The organism is Verrucomicrobiota bacterium (genome assembly GCA_016871535.1).
Lineage (GTDB): Bacteria > Verrucomicrobiota > Verrucomicrobiia > Limisphaerales > SIBE01 > VHCZ01.
Genome location: VHCZ01000111.1, coordinates 1 through 18,560, shown reverse-complemented (window position 1 = coordinate 18,560; position 18,560 = coordinate 1). Strand labels below are relative to the sequence as shown.

Below are 18,560 nucleotides of genomic sequence, written 5' to 3'. Positions count from 1 at the left end.
GTCACAGCCCCACTGGCGGGGGATGCTCGCTCGTCGCGCCTTGCCCCAGGCCAAATTGGGCGCAACGAACGTGAGCGTATTTACGAAACGGACCACTTAGAGCGTGTCCGAAAATTCCGCGGGGCCCCTGTTTTCGCGCCAAAGGCCGGATGGCGAGGCGCGACGAAGGAGAATATCCTCCCTGGATCTTCGACTGAGGAGCAACAAAGCCAGGCGGCCTTTGGCGCGAAAACCCTCCGGGCGGCGGGTCTTTTGTCCGTGGCCTGCGTTGGCTCGGTCCTTACAGCCCGCGTTGGGGATGCTCGGACCTCGCCGCCTTGGCCACAGCCAAAATCCCTCGCCGCAGGACCCCGCGCAATTTTCGGACACGCTCTTAGAGCGCCACACTCTGCGGCTTTCAATTTTTACCACTCCGGCAAAGCGGCAAAACCATCGTCGATTGGGTCTGGTGCAATCTCTCCGCCGTCCTCCTTTACGATTGTCACATCGGCGCCACCTTCCAGACCTTTCGAATCGGCAAGGACAACTTCTGGCAGTACTACAACGCCAATCACCCGATCTGGTGCAACAAAGTCGTGCGGTCCGCGACGGCTGAACTGGGCAATCATCCCGGCTTCCGGGTGCATCGCGAATACGAGAGGGAGGTCAAGCGCGGCAACCCGGACTATTGGACCTTCGGCTTTTCCTACAAGAACTACTACAGCCTCCGCTGTCACACGGGCAAAACCTTCAAGGAACAATATCGCGATGAAAAACGGCTGCGCACCTTGAAGCTGTCGAACACGCCGGAGAAATTCCGCGCCGAGGGCCTCGGCCTGTGGCAAAAGCAATCCAAGGGCTGGTACACGTCGGAGATGATCGAGGCCTGCCAGGCGTTGGGGCAGCAACGGAAATTGGAGCCGATCCTCAGCCGGGCGACTGCATCAAGACTTCGGTTTTTCGGTGATTGTCCTGGACCTGGGCGGCGGCGGCCAATGGATCGCGCCGGAGCTGCGGAAAAATGGGTTAACCGCAGAGAACACAAAGATCGCAGAGCAATCGGGGCTACGATCCTAAGAGCGTGTCCGAAAATTCCGCGGGGTCCTGTTTTCGCGCCAAAGGCCGGATGGCGAGGCGCGACGAAGGAGAATATCCTCCCTGGATCTTCGACTGAGGAGCAACGAAGCCAGGCGGCCTTTGGCGCGAAAACCCTCCGGGCGGCGGGTCTTTTGTCCGTGGCCTGCGTTGGCTCGGTCCTTACAGCCCGCGTTGGGGATGCTCGGACCTCGCCGCCTTGGCCACAGCCAAAATCCCTCGCCGCAGGACCCCGCGCAATTTTCGGACACGCTCTAAGACTTCACCCGTGCAGCGAGCGACGAGCGGGGCATGAGCAAAGGGCGAAGCCGTGATTCAGAGGCCCATTTCTTTGAGTTCTTTGCGATCTCTGCGGTTAAACTCCGATGTTTCGGCCAAGGCCGCTATACCGCATCACGAGCGCGCTCGCGAGGAAATGATCGGCTGGGTGGAGGAGAAAGTGTGGGCGTCGAAACTTCTGACTCATTCCGGATTGCAGACGCTCAAGGTGCAAGCGGAAACCGACGAGCAAGGCAACTGGAAGCTCACGAAGATCAAGGCGCGGAGATTCTTTTCAACGGACAAGGACGATTTCCACGACGCCGGACGGAACGCTTACACCGCGTTCCGAATATGGCTGCTGGATTGCGACGTGAGTTGGTCTGTGAACGAGCGCGACGCGGCGTCGTGCCGGAGTTGTTGATTCTTGATTGCCGCTTACGGCTCCCGACGCAACCGGAAGAAGCGCGCCTCGGAGGAAAGGGGCAAACTGATACGGAACCGCCCGCCTGTGACCGCAGGCGACTCTGTGACACGCGCCCACGGCGCGCTTTCGACAGCCGCAGCCGCCTCGAGGACAAATCCTTTGGCGCTTTCCGGCCAGTATAGTTCAATCAGCCGCCCGTCGATCATGGCGGCGAGCGCCGGTCGTGTGGCTTGGGGCTGAGTGGGAGCTGCGTCAGGCGTAATGGGCCGGGTATCCAACGGAAACGGTGCCGATTCCGCGACAAGCGTCGCTGGTGTGGTCTGCTCGCCGGAGCGAGGCCGGGTGTCCAAAGGAAAGGGGTCGGATTCGGCCACAAGCCGGGTAGCCTGGGGCGATGAATCAGGGTTGATGGAGCGAGTGTCCAGCGGGAAGGAAGGGGATTCGGCGACCAAGTGAAAGGAATCATCAGCACCATGAACGCTGGCGATCCACACTACTGTCCCCGCCAACGCGACCCAGCGTGCCAACCGCTTGGACGGTTCGCAACCACTGAGCTTATGGACGTCGCTGCGCTTCATAAAGTCCGAGGCGTTGCCATGTCGCTGGAGGAGCCGATCTGACGAGGCTCAAACCCGGCCTTGTCGAGACTCCTCCTGAAGATGTATCTTCTCCCCATGATTGCTGTCCAAGCCGACAATGACCGCGTGCAGATAACGATCCCGACCGCAGGAATGACGCGGGAAGAGGTCAACGACTTCGTCGCCTGGCTGCGTGTGGAAAGCATCGCGCGTCGCAGCAAGCTCACGCCGGAGGCCGCATGGCAGTTGTCCGAAGAGATTAAGGCAGGCTGGTGGGAAACCCATGGCCCGCGCTTTTCTTCACCGCAGGTGGAGTGAACCCGGCCTGCATCGTCGTTGATACCAGCGTTTTCTTTTCGCTGCTGGTGAGCCGGGACACGGCCCGGCGGCGGCGATTTTTGAGCGACGCGATTGCCACCTATTATTGTCCGAGGTTTGTCTTCGTCGAGTTGTTCAACCACAAAGAGCGCATCGCGCAAGCGACGGCCTTGAGCGACGCTGAACTCCTGGAGTGCCTCTATGAACTGCTGGCCCGCGTGCAGTTCGTGGAGGAAGGCACGATTCCCGTCGGCACCTGGATGGAAGCTCGCCGCCTGTGCCGGGAGGTCGATGCCAAGGACACCCCATTCGTCGCCTTGACGCTGCACCTGGATGACCGGCTGTGGACCAACGATGACGAACTTCGCCTTGGTTTGCGGGCCAAAGGTTTTGACTCCTTCTTCGAGCCGTGATCGGTCAAAAGCGAGAGGGTGTTGTTTCACCTCCGCCTGTCTCGGCCACGCCCGCCCGGAGCTTTCGGCCTCGCCTTCCAGCGGGCTACTCACACCGAGCGGGCTTTCCGCCTTTGCCAGGCAACCGCAAGGGCTGCTGGACAGGATAGGCGCCGGGTCAGCCGGAAACTCCGTTCCGGTTGAGCTGGGGCCAGCACGACCCGGAACCCGAGGTTGTTGTTCCGATTCGACGGCGAGTTGTTGTTGCGCTGCGCCGACCGGCAGTTCTGTCCGGCATTGTTCCAACTGCCGCCGCGGTTCACGCGGTTCGAGCCCTTCGGCTCCCACCCTTAAATCGCTTAGCACCGCACGCCGGAACGCCTCGGAATCCGCGCCGCGCACAAAGGCCAGCAACGGTTCAGCGTGTCGTTGCAGGGTTTCCTCGGTCCACTCGCCCGCCATCCACCGGCCTTCGTATGCTTTGAGTTTCCGCCGGAAGCGCAGCTTGCTCCTGCGGGAAAGCCGTGTCGTCTGCGGGAAAATCCGATAGCCCAAGAAATCCATGCCTTTGCCGCTCCGGTCGATCTGGCCTTCGTTCTTCAGACTCAAGCCAAGCGTGGATTGGAGAAAGTTCCGGACTTGATCACGGCCGCGCTTCAAGTCGGCGCTGTTATCGCCCCAGACCACAAAGTCATCCATGTAGCGCACATAGCACTGGCGTCGCAGCGTCTCCTTCACGAATCGGTCTAAAGGCGGGAGATAATAATTGGCGAAATGCTGGCTGGTAAGGTTGCCGATGGGCAAGCCACAACCCGGCGCGGTGGAATAACTCTCCACGATGCGGCCCAGTAAAACCAGCAGGCGCTGATCCTTGAATCGCCGGCGGAGAAGTCCCTTTAAGAGTTCGTGGTTAATGCTGTCGAAGTATCGCCGCACATCCAACTTCAGAAACCACCCGCTTCGTCGGGCGAATTCTTCAGCGCGCTCAATGTCGGCCAGGCGGCCTTTGCCTGCGCGACAGGCGTAGCTGTCCGCAATGGCCGTTCGATCCAGAATCGGCCCGCAGAGATTGATAATCGCATGATGGAGCACGCGCACGCGAAAGCTGGCGGCGCAGATGCGCCTGGGCTTTGGATCGTGAATGTCAAAGAAGTGGTAATCGCCTACTTTGACACACTCGGCCAGCAAGTCTTGGCGCAGGGCTTCGATCTCGTCGTCCAGATGCTCCCGGAATCGTCGAACAACTGCATGCCCTCGCTTGCCTTTGCTGGCGTTCCAGAATGCCAAGCGGAGGTTCTCCGGGTCAGCAATCGCTTCGAGGAGATGTCCTTTGCGTTTCATCCGCTGGCTGCCTCCTTCGCCGACGAGGCCACGCTGCCTTTCGCTGTTTCCCCAGCCAGAATTTTCAACAAGGCCTCGCCGTGCTTCTCGACTTTTGCCTCGCCGACGCCTTCGATTTCTCGCAGCGCGGCGAGATCGTTGGCTTTCTTCCTGACCATCTGAGCCAGTTGTTCGTTGGTCAGCACTGCATAGACAGGAAGGGCCTCGAGTTCTGCGACGGACTTCCGCCACTCCCGCAGCCTGCTGAACACCACGAACTCCGCCTCGCTCAATGTCTCCTTGTAATCCACCTTGGGCGCTTTGCCGTCTCCCCCCGCCCCGCCTGCGGTATGATCGAGGTGTTCCACGCAAAAACTCCAAAATGAGTTCTCGCCGTCAGGAACGAACTCCTTTTTCACCGCCAGCACGCGGTGGCTGCGTAGGAAGCCGTTCATCTCGGCCTCGGCTGCGGCCATGTTCTTCACGGGAATCAAGAAGAGTTTAAGTTGCATTGTGCCGGTCGAAGATTTGCAGCTATTCAGTTCCGCGAATTGTTTTAACCGCAAAGAACCCAAAGACCGCAAAAAAGGTAATCCGCGTACCTCTGTGATCTTTGCGTTCTTTGCGGTTAATCACCACGTCGGACCCTCGCGCGTGAAGAGTTGGAAAAATTTCTCGCTTGCTGTCCTGCTACTGACCTGGGGCCAGCACGACCCGGAACCCGAGGTAGCCGTTCCGAGCCGACGGCGAGTAGCCGCGCCACGCCGACCGGCAACCCTGCCCGGCACTGCCCCAACTGCCGCCGCGGCCCACGCCGACCGAGCCCGTGCGCGCTCCCTTCGGATCGGTCAAGCTCCCGCCCTGATACGAACCATACCAATCCCCACACCATTCCCAAACATTGCCGTGCATGTCGAATAAGCCCCAACGGTTTGGCGCTTTTTCGCCTACCGTATGTGTTTGATTTCCCGAATTGCTGTTAAACCACGCGAAGCCGCGCAGGAGATTGTAGTCTGGATCGTCGCCGAATCCGAACCGGGTGGTCGTGCCGGCGCGACAAGCGTACTCCCACTCCGCTTCAGTGGGCAGCCTATAGACGTGGCCTGCTGGCAAGCGATTGGCATTCTGCTCACGCGTCGTGAGCTTCGAGCAGTAATCGACCGCTTGTGTCCAAGTCACGTTTTCCACTGGCAGTCGATCGTTACCGGTGAAACTGCTGGGATTCGCGCCCATGATTTCGCGGTATTCCCCTTGCGTCACCTCGTATTGGCCCATCCTTCTACGCCTCTGTCCGGGAGAGTTAAGGTGCGGAATTAAACGTCAATTCCGCGCCGCCAGTGAAAATCGGCGATGACCGTCGCGGCTATGTGTTGTCCAAAACACAAGCCGCGCTGTGCGCCATTGCTAATTCCGCCGTCCTGCTCAGAATGTCACCAAGTTCAGACCCATCGCGGAGGCAAGCTTTTTCTGCCGTGAATCCGTGGTGATAAATTCGGTGGCAGCCAAGACTTTCGCAGCGGCACAATGCAAAATATCCAATGACCGGCAGCCAATCGTCGCCGTGTGCTGGTTCGCGAGCGTCACCGCCTCCGCGAAAATGTCCTTCCATTCGCCAATCGGCGACACAAGCACACCTGCCTTCTCGTCAGCTTCGACTAACGCGCAAGCCGCAGTCACCTGGGCAGCGGTCGCGCTTTTGAGGAAGACCTTGAACTGGAGCGCGTTCCTGAACTCCAGTTCGTGAAGCGGCGTGTAGCAAAGCGGCTTCCCTTGAATGAGTGCAACGACTTTGGCGCTATCCGGCTCCGGGTAGTAAAGTTTGACGAAACAGCCCGTGTCCAGATAAGTCACGCTTCGCCTCCCCGCCCCTCCGACACCACAGCACTCAGCGGCTGGCCCGGCGGCGTTTCACCCCAGATGGCTTTCGCCCGGGCCAGAAAGTCAGGAGTGGGTGTTGGCTTTGCGGGTACGACTTTGGCGACGACCTGGTTTTGCTGAGTCACCTGCACTTCTTCTCCAGCGGCCAGCCAACGCAGGATTTCGGGCCACTGCTCCGGCACCTGTTGCACACTCGCGGTTTTCATGGCTTCAGCCTACTTCATCGCTTCCCACGCAACAAGCCCGTAAACCCCTCGTGGCCCTCGTGGCGATGACGTGAAAAACGGGATGCAGATCGGGTCACCGTCGTCGCTGTCGCCAAAGTTGTTTTTTTCTTGCCGCGCTCATTGAAGTGTACGTGTGTGGATTTACCCCTGATTCGGGGTGTGAAAAAGGAGGTATGGCGAAAGCAAAAGACAAAGTGGTGGTGGAATTGAACGTCAATTCCGCGCCGCCAACAAAAATCAGCGATGACCGTCGCGGTGTCGTGTTGTCGAAAATACAGGCAGCGCAGTGCACCGTTGAGAATTCCGCGATCACATCAGGCGCGTGAATTCGTCAATTGTAATTCCGGCGGCCCGAATCAAACTGCGAAGCGTTCCCTTTGCAACCTCCTTGTGGTTGGGAATGGAAAGCGTCACATTCTGGTCCTCCTTCACCATGATGATGTGACTGCCACGCTGACGAGCCACTTGCCAGCCAAGTTTCTCAAAAGCTCGCACAACCTTGCGACCGCTCAATACGGGAAGCGCCGGCATCAGAGCGCAACTTCGACTTGACGGGTCTCAACCGTGAGCGGCAATCCGCGTTCAGCCCGGACTTCCAGGCAGAGTTCGATGGCTTCCTTGATGTTCTTCAAGGCTTCTGCCTTGGTCTTCCCCTGGCTGACACAACCGGGAATGGACGGACATTCGACGATCCAGATCCCGTCTTCGTCGCGGTCAACGGTGATGGCGAATTTCATAGCTGCATGATTTGTAGCGCGCATGGATGGATGGTTCAAGCTCACCAAAGAAGATTTTGCCCGCCACCGGTAAAATTTCTCTTGCCGCATTAGTCGAATTGTGCCCGTCTGGAGTTACCCCAGATTTGGGTGCGAAAAAGGAGGTTTGGCGAAAGCAAAAGATAAAGTGGTGGTGGAATTGAACGCAATTCCGCGCCGCCAATAAAAATCAGCGATGACCGTCGCGGCTTTGTGTTGTCAAAAACACAAGCCGCGCTCTGCGCCATTGATAATTCCGCCCTCCTGGAGAGCTACGCCCGAGCCGACACCAGCAGCGATCCGCGAGACAAACGCGAGGCTCTGGTCCTGGCGCGGGATTGGCACAAGAACTTAACCGCAGAGAACCCAAAGAACTCAAAGAAGCCAAAGAATCCAGCCAAACCAAAAGGAGGCACTATGAAAGAGATCAAACAACTCTGTGACCAGGTCCGACAAACCGCTTACGACATTCACGTCTATCACGGCCACGGCCATCTGGAGAAAGTTTATGAAAACGCTCTCGCGCATCGCCTGCGCAAAGCTGGCCTGGACGTGAAGCAACAGCATCCGATCAAAGTGTACGATGAGGACGGCACGTTAATTGGTGATTACCTGGCGGACTTGCTCATTGAAAATGTGTTGATCGTGGAATTGAAAACAGCCAAGACCCTCGCCAAGGAGCACGAGGCGCAAATCCTGGGCTACCTCAAGTCCGCCCGCCTGGAGCACGGCCTCCTGATCAACTTCGGCTCCTACAAATTCCAGATTCGGAAATTCGTGTGGTCCGAGATGGATCGAATCAGGAAATAACCGCAGAGAACTCAGAGATCACAGAGAAGGAGGGAGCTGTCGCCTGCTCTCTTTGAGTTCTTTGAGCTCTTTGCGGTTAAACACCAAACGCGGCGACGCCATCAAGAAGTTCTTCGAGGGGCGCGTGGGCATTCTGGATTTCGACGGCAATTTCGACATCGACATCCATTATCCGTTTCCCTCAGCCGAGCGGTTTGATCGGAAGAATGCAGAAGTTCCTGTTGACCTCCGGCCCGCTGTCGCAGCGGACGGTCCTGGCCAACGCCGGTTTCGACGTGGAGGAAGAACGCGAGCATAAAGAGGAGGAAGGCGCGCTGGTGAATGATCCGAAGACGCGAGCGCAGGTGTTGCCGATCTTCGATCCCAACCATGGGAAACAACCGGTGAATCGGGACGATCTAACGCGTCAAACGCTTCACGCAGCTTGAACAATCGATTCTTTGCTTCCTCGCACCGGCCGGCTACGTTACCCGGATGGCTGGATCGGAAAATTTCGCATGGCGACAGGATTCATAAGGATTGGCGGTGCGCGGCAGCACAACCTGAAGAATCTTTCGCTCAGCATTCCGCGAGACAAATTGGTGGTTATCACGGGGTTGAGCGGTTCCGGCAAATCGTCGCTGGCGTTCGACACGATCTACGCAGAGGGCCAGCGCAAATATGTCGAGTCGCTGTCCGCGTATGCGCGCCAGTTCCTCGATCAGATGCAGAAACCGGAGGTGGATTTCATTGAAGGGCTTTCGCCTGCTATCGCGATCGAGCAACGCAACGCCGGCACGAACCCGCGCTCGATCATCGCCACCACCACGGAGATTTACGACTACTTGCGATTGCTTTACGCAAACGTCGGCCAGGCGCATTGCCCCGTCAGCGGCCAGCCGATCACGCACCAGACCACCAGCGACATTGTCGATAAGATTCTGGCCTTGCCCACGCGGACGCGCATCCTGTTGCTGGCGCCTGTCATTCGCGAACAAAAGGGGGAATTCCGGGACGTGATCGAGCGTCTGGCGCGAGAAGGTTTCGTCCGGGCGCGAGTGGACCGCCAGCTTGTCGAACTGGCGACGAACATCCGGGTCAAACTGGATCCGAAACAGAAACACACGATTGAAGTGGTTGTGGACCGACTGGTGATCGATGAGAAAATCCGAGTCCGGTTGAGCGATTCGGTGGAGACGGCGCTCAAGTGGGGCGAAGGCACACTTTTGGTGTTGCATCAACTGCCCAACGCTGCTGCGGAAGGAATCTCGCGGTCGGCCCCGCCGCGACCGAGCGGCGGATCTGCTCCGGAGGTTTGGACTGAAACCCTCCATTCCAACCGCATGTACAGCCCGGCCACGGGCCTGAGCTTCGACACCCTGACGCCCAAACATTTCTCTTTCAACTCCCCCTTCGGCGCATGTCCCGTTTGCCACGGGCTTGGGCAGAAGATGGTCTTCGACGAACATCTGGTGGCGCCCGACGAAGAGAAATCCCTCGAACAGGGCGCAATCCTGCCCTGGCGGCGCGGCGCCAAGCGCATGATCGTCTATTACAAGAACCTGCTGAAAGGAATTGTTCAGCATTACCAACAGAAGCTCGATGTGCCGTACCGGCAGTTGCCTGCTGAGTTCAAAAAGATTCTCTTGTGGGGCTCAGGCAAGGAGGAAATCGAGTTCCAGTTCTGGCGCGCAGGCAAGTCGAGCAAGATCGTGCGCGCGTTCGAGGGAGTCATTCCGAATCTCGAACGGCTCTACCAGGAGAGCGAAAGCGAATTCACGCGGAACCGTCTCAAGGCCTTCATGGCGTCACAGGATTGCGATGCCTGCGGCGGGCGGCGCCTCAAGCCCGAAATCCTCGCCGTCACGCTTGGCCAATCAAATCTCAAATCTCAAATCTCAAATCTCAAATCTGCCGAGATTCCCAGCCTGTCCATCATGGACGTGTGCGGCCTGTCGGTGGAAGAGGCGGACAATTTTTTCGAGGCGCTGAAGCTGACGGACTTTCAACAGAAGATCGCGGGGGAGCTCATTCGTGAAATTCGCGCGCGGCTCGGTTTTCTGAAAAACGTCGGCCTGGGCTATCTCACGCTCAATCGCGAGAGCGGCACGCTCAGCGGCGGAGAAGCGCAACGCATCCGTCTGGCCACGCAGATCGGCGCTGGACTTGTGGGCGTGCTGTACATTCTCGATGAACCCAGCATCGGGCTGCACCAGCGCGACAACGAACGCCTGTTGAAGACGCTCGAAGGCCTGCGCGACCTGGGCAACTCCGTTTTGGTGGTGGAACACGACGAAGACACAATTCGACGCGCCGACCACATTATAGACTTGGGCCCTGGCGCCGGGGTGCGGGGCGGAGAACTCGTGGTATCCGGTCCGCTGGAGGAAATCCTTCGCCATCCGGCTTCACTAACCGGCCAGTACTTGCGCGGAGAGTTGTCGGTCCCTGTTCCAAGGAAACGTCTCAAGCCGTCGCGTGAAAAAGGCTGGCTGGAGATTCTTGGCGCGAAGGAAAACAACTTGAAGAATATCGACGTCAGAATTCCGCTCGGCACCTTGACTTGTGTGACCGGCGTCAGCGGATCGGGCAAGAGCACTCTCGTGGACGATATTCTGCGGCGCGCGTTGTTCCGCAAGTGGTACGGATCGAAAGAGCACCCGGGCGCGCACCGGGAAATCAACGGCATTGAGAACCTCGACAAAGTGGTGGTGATCGACCAGACACCGATCGGGCGCACACCGAGGAGCAATCCCGCAACTTACACCGGGATGTTCAATCACATCCGCGACCTGTTCGCCGACCTGCCCGCGGCGAGGATTCGGGGTTATGGCGCCGGACGGTTCAGCTTCAATGTCAAAGGGGGCCGCTGCGAGAAGTGCCAGGGCGACGGGCTCATCAAAATTGAAATGCACTTCCTCCCGCCGGTTTACGTCACGTGCGAAGCCTGCGCAGGCCGCCGCTACAACCGGGAAACGCTCGAAATCACTTACAAAGGCATGAACATCGCCGACGTGCTCGCAATGACCGTGGACGAGGCCGTCACGTTCTTCCGAGCGATCCCGCAAATCTGCGACCTGTGCCAGACGCTTGCCGAAGTCGGACTGGGTTACATCGGCCTGGGGCAATCGGCCACGACGCTGAGCGGCGGCGAGGCGCAACGCGTGAAGCTCGCGGCCGAACTGAGCCGCAAAGCCACAGGCCGCACCCTTTACATCCTGGATGAACCGACCACGGGATTGCACTTCCACGACGTCGCCAAACTGCTGGAAGTGCTTTTCAAATTGCGCGCGTCGGGAAACACTCTCCTCGTGATCGAGCACAACCTGGATGTGATCAAGACCGCGGACTGGATCATCGACTTGGGACCGGAAGGCGGTTTACGCGGCGGCCGGATTGTGGCGGCGGGATCGCCCGAGCTGGTTGCCCAATGCGCCGAAAGTTTTACGGGCCGTTACCTGGCGCGCGTGTTGTCGGGTGCTCCTGCCAGTGCCGAAGCTGTATGAACGCGCAGAAATTCAACGACCCTCGCCGCGTCAAACGACGCCGAAGCGGCCTGGGAGCCTGTCTGAATGCCGCGCTCCGGCGCGCGGGCTTCAACCCGCTGCAACGCCCATGAAATCCACGTTGCTGCTGCTCTTCATCTCCACCGCTCTGGCCTGGGCGCAAGAGACGCCTGAGATGGATGCGTATCGAGCGGCGTTGAAGTCCTTGCAAGACGGGTTCTTTGACCGCGCGCAGAGGGAGTTCGCCGAATTTGCCGGCAAGTATCCGAACTCCCCAAGATCCGGCGAGGCGATCCTGCTCCAGGCCCAATGCCTTTTCGCGCTGAAGGATTTCAAGTCGGTCGGCGGACTTCTCACGCCGCGTCTCGGACGCGCGGGAGAGTTGGCCGATCCATACCGATTCTGGCTTGCGGAAGCCGAATTCTACGATCAACGCTACGAAGCCGCCGCCAAAGCGTATGAGGCGCTCCTGGCTACATCGACGAATGCCTCCCTGCGTCTGCAGGCCGGCTACGGCGAAGCCTGGGCGTATTTCAAGCTGGGTGACTTCGATCGCACCATCCAACTCCTGGGCGATCCCGCGCGCGCCTTTCAACAAGCCGCGCTTCAAAGCACGAACGAGACGCTCGTGGTGCGCGGCTACTTGTTGCTGGGCCAAAGCTACTCGAAAAACAAAAACTTTCGCAGATCGCAGCAGGTTCTCAGCGATCTTGCCCGCCGCAACCTCCCGCCCGAATTGGACTGGGAACGACTCCATCTCTTCGCTCTGAACGCCCTGGCGGATCAAAAGCCGGATGACGCGCTCAGCGCCGCCACCAACCTCGTCGCTCTCGCCTCCGACACGAACCGGCTGGACAAACCCGTGCTGCGCGCCAATTCCCTGATGCTGTTGGCCGATATCCAGAAGGAGAGAAACCCCGATGCCGCCATTGCGGCTTACGAGCAACTGGGAAAGTTGGAGCGAATCCCGGCCAGCCAGAAGCAGCAGGCGTTGCTCCGGATCATTGATTTGCTGGTGGGGCAAAATCGGTTCACGAACGCGGTCGCGCGGCTGGAATTCTTGCTGACCCAGACCAATCTGGACACGCCGCCGGACTTGATCCGATTAACCCTCGGTGAATTGCACCTCAAGCAGTTTTACGCTTTGGGCGGAGCTTCCCCGGAACGCACGCGCACTAATCTCGCCCTGACGAACTTGCTGTTCCAGGCGCGGAACCAGTTCGTCGTCGTCACCGAAACGACGAATCAGCTCCGCGCCGCCAAAGCTTATCTCAATCGTGGTTGGTGCGCCTGGGAGGAAGCGCTCCTGGCGAATTCCACGAACAAGTTCGCAGAAAGCCAGGCCGACTTCCGAGCCGCCGCCAAGCTGTTTCCGGAATCGGAAGACCAGGCGATCGCTCGCTTCAAACTGGCGGATTGCCAGTTCCACCTGAAGGATTACACGAACGCCATCGCCAATTACCGGCTGGTGATTGAGCGCTACCGCGAGTTGCCCGAGGTCCGCACCAAATGGTTCGATCAGGCCTATTATCAATTGATCCGCGCCAGTCTCGAACAGGGAGATATGGTGGCCGCGCGGGACGGTCTGAACCGGCTCCTGGAGGAGTTTCCCACCAGCGAATTCTCCGCCCGGTCCTCGCTGAACTTCGCGGCCGAGTTGCTGGAGCGAGGCCGGCCCGAAGATGCCCGGCACGCGCGGGAAGCGTTGCTCCATTTTCAAAAGAAAGTGTCCGCGTCTCCGTGGTTGCCGGAGGCGCAACTGGCCATCGCCCGCTCCCATGTGATCGAGAATCAATGGACCGCGGCCATTGGCGAGTATGATCGTTGGCTCGCGCAGTACCCGGAGCATGCCTCGCGGCCGCAAGCGGCGTTCGACAAAGCGCTGGCGCATTTTCGCGCGGGACACGACACCAACGCGCTCGTTTTGTTCACGAACTTCGTCGCCCAATTCCCGACCAACCATCTCGCGCGCTGGGCCCAATTCTGGTTGGGAGACTACTATTTCAACCAGCAAAACTACACCAACGCCGAGACGCACTATCAACTCTTGTGGAACAACGCATCGAACGTGATGGATCTGCGCTATCAAGCCGGGCTGCGCGCCGCGAGGGCGGCTCTGCTCAGGGACAAGCCGTCCGATGCCAACCAATATCTGACGAATCTGCTCACCACGCTGGACCGCGATACGAACCGGTCAGCGGCCATCGAAGTAGAGGCGTACCTCCTTCTGGCGGATGTGGCGCTGAAGGATGTCTCCGGGCCGACGCTCACGAACAGCGCGAAGCGCTTTGAGAATGCCTTGGTTCCTTTGGGGAGAATTGTCAGTTTTTACCCGACCAACTCGCTCGCGCCGGTCGCCCGGGCGAAGATGGCGGATTGCTATCTTCAGTTGGCCTCGCTGGATCCGGCCCAGGCGACGGCCTATTACGGCCTGGCGATGACCAATTATTACAGCGCCATGCTGCCACAAGGGCCCGCAGATGTCCCGACGCGAAGCCAGGCTGAAGTCGGGTTTGCCATTGCCCTCGAAAAACTCGCCCGCCTTAAACCGGTCGCGGAGCAGAAGCCCCTGCTGGATCGGGCGCTCAATCACTTCCTGAACGTGGCTTACGGAAAAGCCGTTGACACGGCGGCGGGAGGAAAACCAGATCCATTCTGGGTGGCCAAGGCCCGGCAAGAAGCCGCGAGGCTGGCGGAGAGCATGGATTTGACCGCCGCCACCGCGAACTTGCTGGAACGGCTGCTGCGCGATTTTCCCCAGTGGCAGAAAGTGCAGCCGAATCTGGCCAAGAAATTGCGGGAACTCAGAAGTGTTGAATGATTCCGGAATTTGACAACTGCCCCCAGGCCGTTTAGCTTTTCTCTGTTCTCATGAACGAGTCTCTCCAAGCCGAAGCGATGGTCACGTTGACGCCAAGCGCGGCGGACCACGTGAAGGAACTGTTGGCGAACGAAAAAGACAATGCCGCCAGGACGCTTCGCGTCTATGTCGAGGGCGGCGGATGTTCCGGACTCCAATACGGCATGGTCTTTGACGAAAAACGCGACGGCGACCTTGTGACGGACTGCCACGGGGTGTCCGTCCTCGTCGATTCTCTTAGTCTGAACTATCTCCGCGGAACCATCGTCGATTTCGTGGACAGCCTGAGCGGAGGCGGTTTCAAAATCTCCAACCCGAACGCCCGCCAATCGTGCGGGTGCGGAAAATCCTTTGAAGCCTAGGCAAACTCACAAAGAGCCTAGACTGAGAATGCCGTTCCGTGCGATGCGGAACGGCTTTTTTGTTGAAAGGGCCGATTTTGTTGGCCTTTTGACCGTTTCCATCCTTCGGAACTCCTTTTCCTAACACTTTCCTAACACTTGTTCGGTTTTTTGCCTGCGCAACCATGAAATCGGGAAATCCCGTTATGGTGCGTATGGCTCGAAATAAAATTATCATGGTCAGAAGCGGAAACACCGCGTTCAAAATTTACACGACCAAGTCAGTCAAGAACGGGCGGGAATACACCGGCTATGCGTTCAGCGACCACAGCGGCGGCGAGCGAAAGGTCTGGACTTTTGCCGACCTTGAGGAAGCCAAGAACAAGGCCAAAGAACTTGCTGAAGCCATCAACGCCGGTGAAACCGAAATCGTTCGCCTGCGCGACTGGCGTTATGAATGGCGCGAAGCGAACAGGGCCATTCAATCAACCGGCCTAAGCATTTCGCAGGTTTGCCGACTCGTTGTTGATGGCATCCGCATTCTCGGAAACCCCGACGAGTTCCCCCTGGCCTGCCAATTTTGGCGGCAGCATCGTCCAGATAAACCGATCACGCCGAAGCCCATAAAAGAAGCCATTCTGGAGTTCCTGCAAGATCGGAAAAGACGAATCAGCTTCAGGCGGCACAAAACTGAATCCTCCTACTTGAACGGGTTCGAGCGTGCTTTTGGCGAAAAACCCTTATCCGAGATCGCGGCTGCTGAAGTGGCTGACTTCGTAAACGCCCAGAGATGGAACCCAAAAACGAAAAACGACTTCTTGTCCAGCTTATCACTGCTGTTCGACGAAGCGCAAATCCGCTCCTGGGTAGGCAAGGACTGGAACGCGGCGAAGCAGGTCAAGCGATTTAAGGAAATCCGTGGACCAGTTGAGGTCTTCGAGCCGTGGGAGGCGAAACAAATTCTGGCACGCTTAACTATTGCAGCGCCGGAACTCGTCCCGTTCTTTGCTCTCTGGTGTTTCGGCGGAATTCGGAAGGAGGAGATTGCCCGGATGAGCTGGCCACAGGTTAACCGAGGTCTCGTGACTGGTTACATTGAACTTCCTGGAAGGATAACAAAAACTGGCCAACCCCGCACCGTTCCCATCACAGCGAACCTAGCCGCATGGTTTAAGCTCCACCGAAAAGAAAGCGGGAGCGTCGTTCCGGCGCATTGGTTAACCCCAACCAGGTCGGCAAAGGATAGACTCGACGAGATCACTCGTTTTATCGCTCGAAAAACTGGAGTGATCTGGCGAAGCAATGGTCCCCGCCACAGTTTCGCGACATATCATTTCAAACTGTACAAGGACCCAGGCGAGGTGACGAGCGTCATGGGCACAAGTCTGGAGAAATTCCAGAAACATTACTGGAACAAAGCCAGGACTGTGACCGAGGAGTTGGCTAAAGAGTGGTTCAACATTTTTCCGGATGCCACGGAAAACCTCATTCCGATCACTTCCGAACTTCCGAATCCAAGATCGTCCGATGCCATTCCTGATCGCGGCCCAGTCACCGAAGCGGTCAATTGCGCTTAGCAGGTGGGCTGCCGTTCTCCTCACCCTGCTCGCGAAGAGGCTTGAGAGCATTGTACTCAACGACACACCGCGTCATGACGAGACTTGTCCAGGGGTATTTTAGTTTTTAATAGGACTGGACGGTCCGGTCCGGCGGATTCGGTTTCTTGCGGAGCCATACGCCAAGCAGTCGCGTTCCACGCCTTGGCCCACGGCTTCAAGTAGGGTCGGACTTGGTCCCTTCTGCTTAGGCGGTGATCAAGACCATGGCTTTGCCTTCGGCACCCAGTTTCGTTTACCTGGATCGCTCTCCTCCTGCATACACTTCAGCCACTTCAATCGCGCCCGAAAGAAGTCATTGCGGCAGGTTCGTCTGTTCAACCAAGAGCGGTTCGACCATCGCGAAAACGAGCAAACGAGCCATACGCACCAAGCGTGAAGCATTTGAATCACTGTTACTGGAGAGAAAAGGTTCATACAGCGCGGTCCATTTCGGTCCGGCGGTGAAGCATCGGCCACCGGTCATCTTTGTCATGAAAAGCGTGCCCGGGACACGCCAAGTTCAACTTAAATTCTAGCGGACAAGTTCGGCTTCATCGTCGTCACGGACACGCTTCCTGGGTCTTCGCGTTGCAGGGCCTAAATAAATAGCGGATCAAGAAAGGTCACGTGACGACGGCATTAAATCGAGCAAATCCGGTTATAGCTCTGTATGACGACCACGCCGAAAGTCTTCGATACGGAAATTTTCCTATCCGACAGCACGGAGTCTCAAAAAGTTCCCTTAGGGTTCTCGGCGTTTCTGTTCCTCAAACAATGATGCGCTGGTCCAACTTTTTGTACAGAGGGTGTAGTTAAAACCAAAAGCATAAAATGCTGCTCAGAAACAAATCAACCATTCAACCGGAGCGCCAAGCCACCTGGCCAGCGGTCAACCAAGTTCTGCGAGCGGAGATAATTCGGCGCAGTGGTGGACTTGCTGAATTCTGGGAAATTTCGCCGATACGTATTGAGGACAACGCTCTCCACACGGACGAGATTATTGAACGACTGTTTCCTGCCGATGCGCTGCTGTGTTGCGGGCATTCTGCAAATGAATTTGAAACGCGCCGGCTGAATGCATGGCTCGGCGAACTAGCTGGACTTCAATTCATCGTGCCATCTCCGGTTCGCGCCAGAACAAAGGAACGAGTGCCTCCCATCGGTGGCTCCCGTCGATTTCTTGTCGTCCAATTTGACGAAGGCACAGTCGATGAGCAGGCGGCTCTGTTAATCAACTTGGCGGGATACGCGCCGCTCGTCTGCGGCGTTCATTCTGGCAACAATTCGATGGCTGGCTGGTTTTTTGTCCACGGACAGCCGGAAGACCGCGTCCTAAAATTCTTCCGTTATTCGATCTCCCTTGGAGCGAACCCAGCCACTTGGGCTCCTGCACATTTCGTGTGGATGCCCGATGGTCAGTCGGAGAATCGAAAACGCCAGACAGTTTACTTCCTGAACTTCCGGCCATTGGAGGCGCAAGCATGAAAAGTCTAGTTGAGTCACCGGAAATCCGTAATGTCCCCGAAACAGAGTCCGGGCTGACAATCCCATATCGCTCAAATGAAAACGAACGCCCCGTAATAGCCGCGCTACTGTACGAATTTCCCAAACAACCGCTGCCGGAAGCAATTAAAATCCTGCTTCGGCAAGCGCCGGAAAGTTTCGATGACACTCGACTTGGCACCTTGGCCCTTGCGATACGAGAAATGTCATTGATGGAGGACTTGGTCTGTCCAACAACCGTGAAAGAATGGTTAGAGAAGCACGGCAAGACCGAGGAAGCCGGGGGAGTCTTGTATATTGACCAACTCAAGTACGATGTGCTCTCGCTCGACATCGTGGAACTGGAAGCCAAGAAAGTATTGCAAGGTTACCAAAACCGAAAACTAACAGCAGTGTTGTCCGAATCACTCAAAACTGCCGTCGATGCGCCGACAAAGACTCTATCCATTGCCGAACATGTCGTAAGTGCTTTGACCGAGTTGGCGGCTGACGGAACGGGATCACGAAAACTGTCTATCCGCAATCCAAACGAGATTCTTGCTATGCAGTTCGACGACAGTGACATCATTCTTGGCGACAGACTACTCGCCAAAGGACAGTCCCTCACCAACTAATAGGAATTTGCTTTTTCATGGCGGGAACCGAGCCTGACCGTTCCGGGGTATTATCGCAAGAAATTAAACCCTTCAGATGCGACGCAGTAAGGATTCCCGCCAATCCCCGGAGAAGAGTGCTG

General features: G+C 57.6%; 18 protein-coding genes. 9 read left to right on the top strand and 9 right to left on the bottom strand.

The window, feature by feature from the left end:
• Window positions 1–404: 404 nt before the first annotated feature.
• Window positions 405–824: a hypothetical protein gene (locus FJ398_15225; protein ID MBM3839287.1), complete on the bottom strand. Its 420-nt coding sequence runs from the start codon at window positions 822–824 to the stop codon at window positions 405–407.
• A 581-nt stretch (window positions 825–1,405) separates the two neighbouring features.
• Here FJ398_15225 and FJ398_15220 point away from each other — a divergent pair.
• A complete protein-coding gene (locus FJ398_15220) occupies window positions 1,406–1,756 on the top strand; it encodes a hypothetical protein (GenBank protein MBM3839286.1) in 351 nt (116 codons plus the stop codon).
• A gap of 14 nt (window positions 1,757–1,770) precedes the next feature.
• Here FJ398_15220 and FJ398_15215 read toward each other — a convergent pair whose 3' ends face one another.
• The 8 genes from FJ398_15215 to FJ398_15180 form a co-directional block, all read right to left on the bottom strand.
• On the bottom strand, window positions 1,771–2,337 hold the full coding sequence (locus FJ398_15215; protein MBM3839285.1) for a hypothetical protein: 567 nt from the start codon (window positions 2,335–2,337) through the stop codon (window positions 1,771–1,773).
• Window positions 2,334–4,388: a hypothetical protein gene (locus FJ398_15210; GenBank protein MBM3839284.1), complete on the bottom strand. Its 2,055-nt coding sequence runs from the start codon at window positions 4,386–4,388 to the stop codon at window positions 2,334–2,336. Before FJ398_15210 ends, FJ398_15215 begins: the two co-directional genes overlap by 4 nt.
• The gene (locus FJ398_15205; GenBank protein ID MBM3839283.1) at window positions 4,385–4,879 is read right to left on the bottom strand and encodes a hypothetical protein; all 495 of its coding nucleotides are present in this window, start codon (window positions 4,877–4,879) and stop codon (window positions 4,385–4,387) included. The genes FJ398_15210 and FJ398_15205 overlap by 4 nt, the downstream gene beginning before the upstream one ends.
• A 178-nt stretch (window positions 4,880–5,057) precedes the next feature.
• Entirely contained in the window at window positions 5,058–5,642 is a 585-nt protein-coding gene (locus FJ398_15200; protein ID MBM3839282.1) for a formylglycine-generating enzyme family protein, read from the bottom strand.
• A gap of 147 nt (window positions 5,643–5,789) precedes the next feature.
• A complete protein-coding gene (locus FJ398_15195) occupies window positions 5,790–6,218 on the bottom strand; it encodes a type II toxin-antitoxin system VapC family toxin (protein MBM3839281.1) in 429 nt (142 codons plus the stop codon).
• Window positions 6,215–6,451 carry a prevent-host-death protein gene (locus FJ398_15190; GenBank protein ID MBM3839280.1) on the bottom strand — a complete coding sequence of 79 codons (237 nt, stop codon included), beginning with the start codon at window positions 6,449–6,451 and terminating at the stop codon, window positions 6,215–6,217. Before FJ398_15190 ends, FJ398_15195 begins: the two co-directional genes overlap by 4 nt.
• 330 nt (window positions 6,452–6,781) lie before the next feature.
• Entirely contained in the window at window positions 6,782–7,006 is a 225-nt protein-coding gene (locus FJ398_15185; protein MBM3839279.1) for a type II toxin-antitoxin system HicA family toxin, read from the bottom strand.
• Window positions 7,003–7,209 (bottom strand): type II toxin-antitoxin system HicB family antitoxin, encoded by a 207-nt coding sequence (locus tag FJ398_15180; protein ID MBM3839278.1) that lies wholly within the window; start codon window positions 7,207–7,209, stop codon window positions 7,003–7,005. The genes FJ398_15185 and FJ398_15180 overlap by 4 nt, the downstream gene beginning before the upstream one ends.
• Before the next feature lie 435 nt (window positions 7,210–7,644).
• Between FJ398_15180 and FJ398_15175 the strand changes: the two genes are divergently transcribed.
• From FJ398_15175 to FJ398_15140, 8 genes are all read left to right on the top strand, one after another.
• A complete protein-coding gene (locus FJ398_15175; GenBank protein ID MBM3839277.1) occupies window positions 7,645–8,037 on the top strand; it encodes a GxxExxY protein in 393 nt (130 codons plus the stop codon).
• A 206-nt stretch (window positions 8,038–8,243) separates the two neighbouring features.
• Window positions 8,244–8,465 carry a hypothetical protein gene (locus tag FJ398_15170; protein ID MBM3839276.1) on the top strand — a complete coding sequence of 74 codons (222 nt, stop codon included), beginning with the start codon at window positions 8,244–8,246 and terminating at the stop codon, window positions 8,463–8,465.
• Window positions 8,466–8,534: 69 nt separating this feature from the next.
• Window positions 8,535–11,522, top strand: a complete 2,988-nt coding sequence (gene uvrA / locus FJ398_15165; GenBank protein MBM3839275.1) for an excinuclease ABC subunit UvrA — start codon at window positions 8,535–8,537, stop codon at window positions 11,520–11,522.
• 109 nt (window positions 11,523–11,631) lie between these two features.
• Complete coding sequence (locus tag FJ398_15160) at window positions 11,632–14,343, top strand: tetratricopeptide repeat protein (protein MBM3839274.1); 2,712 nt, start codon at window positions 11,632–11,634, stop codon at window positions 14,341–14,343.
• A 77-nt stretch (window positions 14,344–14,420) separates the two neighbouring features.
• Window positions 14,421–14,744, top strand: a complete 324-nt coding sequence (erpA, locus tag FJ398_15155; GenBank protein ID MBM3839273.1) for an iron-sulfur cluster insertion protein ErpA — start codon at window positions 14,421–14,423, stop codon at window positions 14,742–14,744.
• A gap of 164 nt (window positions 14,745–14,908) precedes the next feature.
• Window positions 14,909–16,300, top strand: coding sequence for a hypothetical protein (locus FJ398_15150; protein MBM3839272.1), 1,392 nt, complete (start codon window positions 14,909–14,911; stop codon window positions 16,298–16,300).
• 852 nt (window positions 16,301–17,152) lie between these two features.
• Window positions 17,153–17,806 (top strand): hypothetical protein, encoded by a 654-nt coding sequence (locus tag FJ398_15145; GenBank protein MBM3839271.1) that lies wholly within the window; start codon window positions 17,153–17,155, stop codon window positions 17,804–17,806.
• The gene (locus FJ398_15140) at window positions 17,803–18,438 is read left to right on the top strand and encodes a hypothetical protein (GenBank protein ID MBM3839270.1); all 636 of its coding nucleotides are present in this window, start codon (window positions 17,803–17,805) and stop codon (window positions 18,436–18,438) included. Before FJ398_15145 ends, FJ398_15140 begins: the two co-directional genes overlap by 4 nt.
• Window positions 18,439–18,560: the final 122 nt, after the last annotated feature.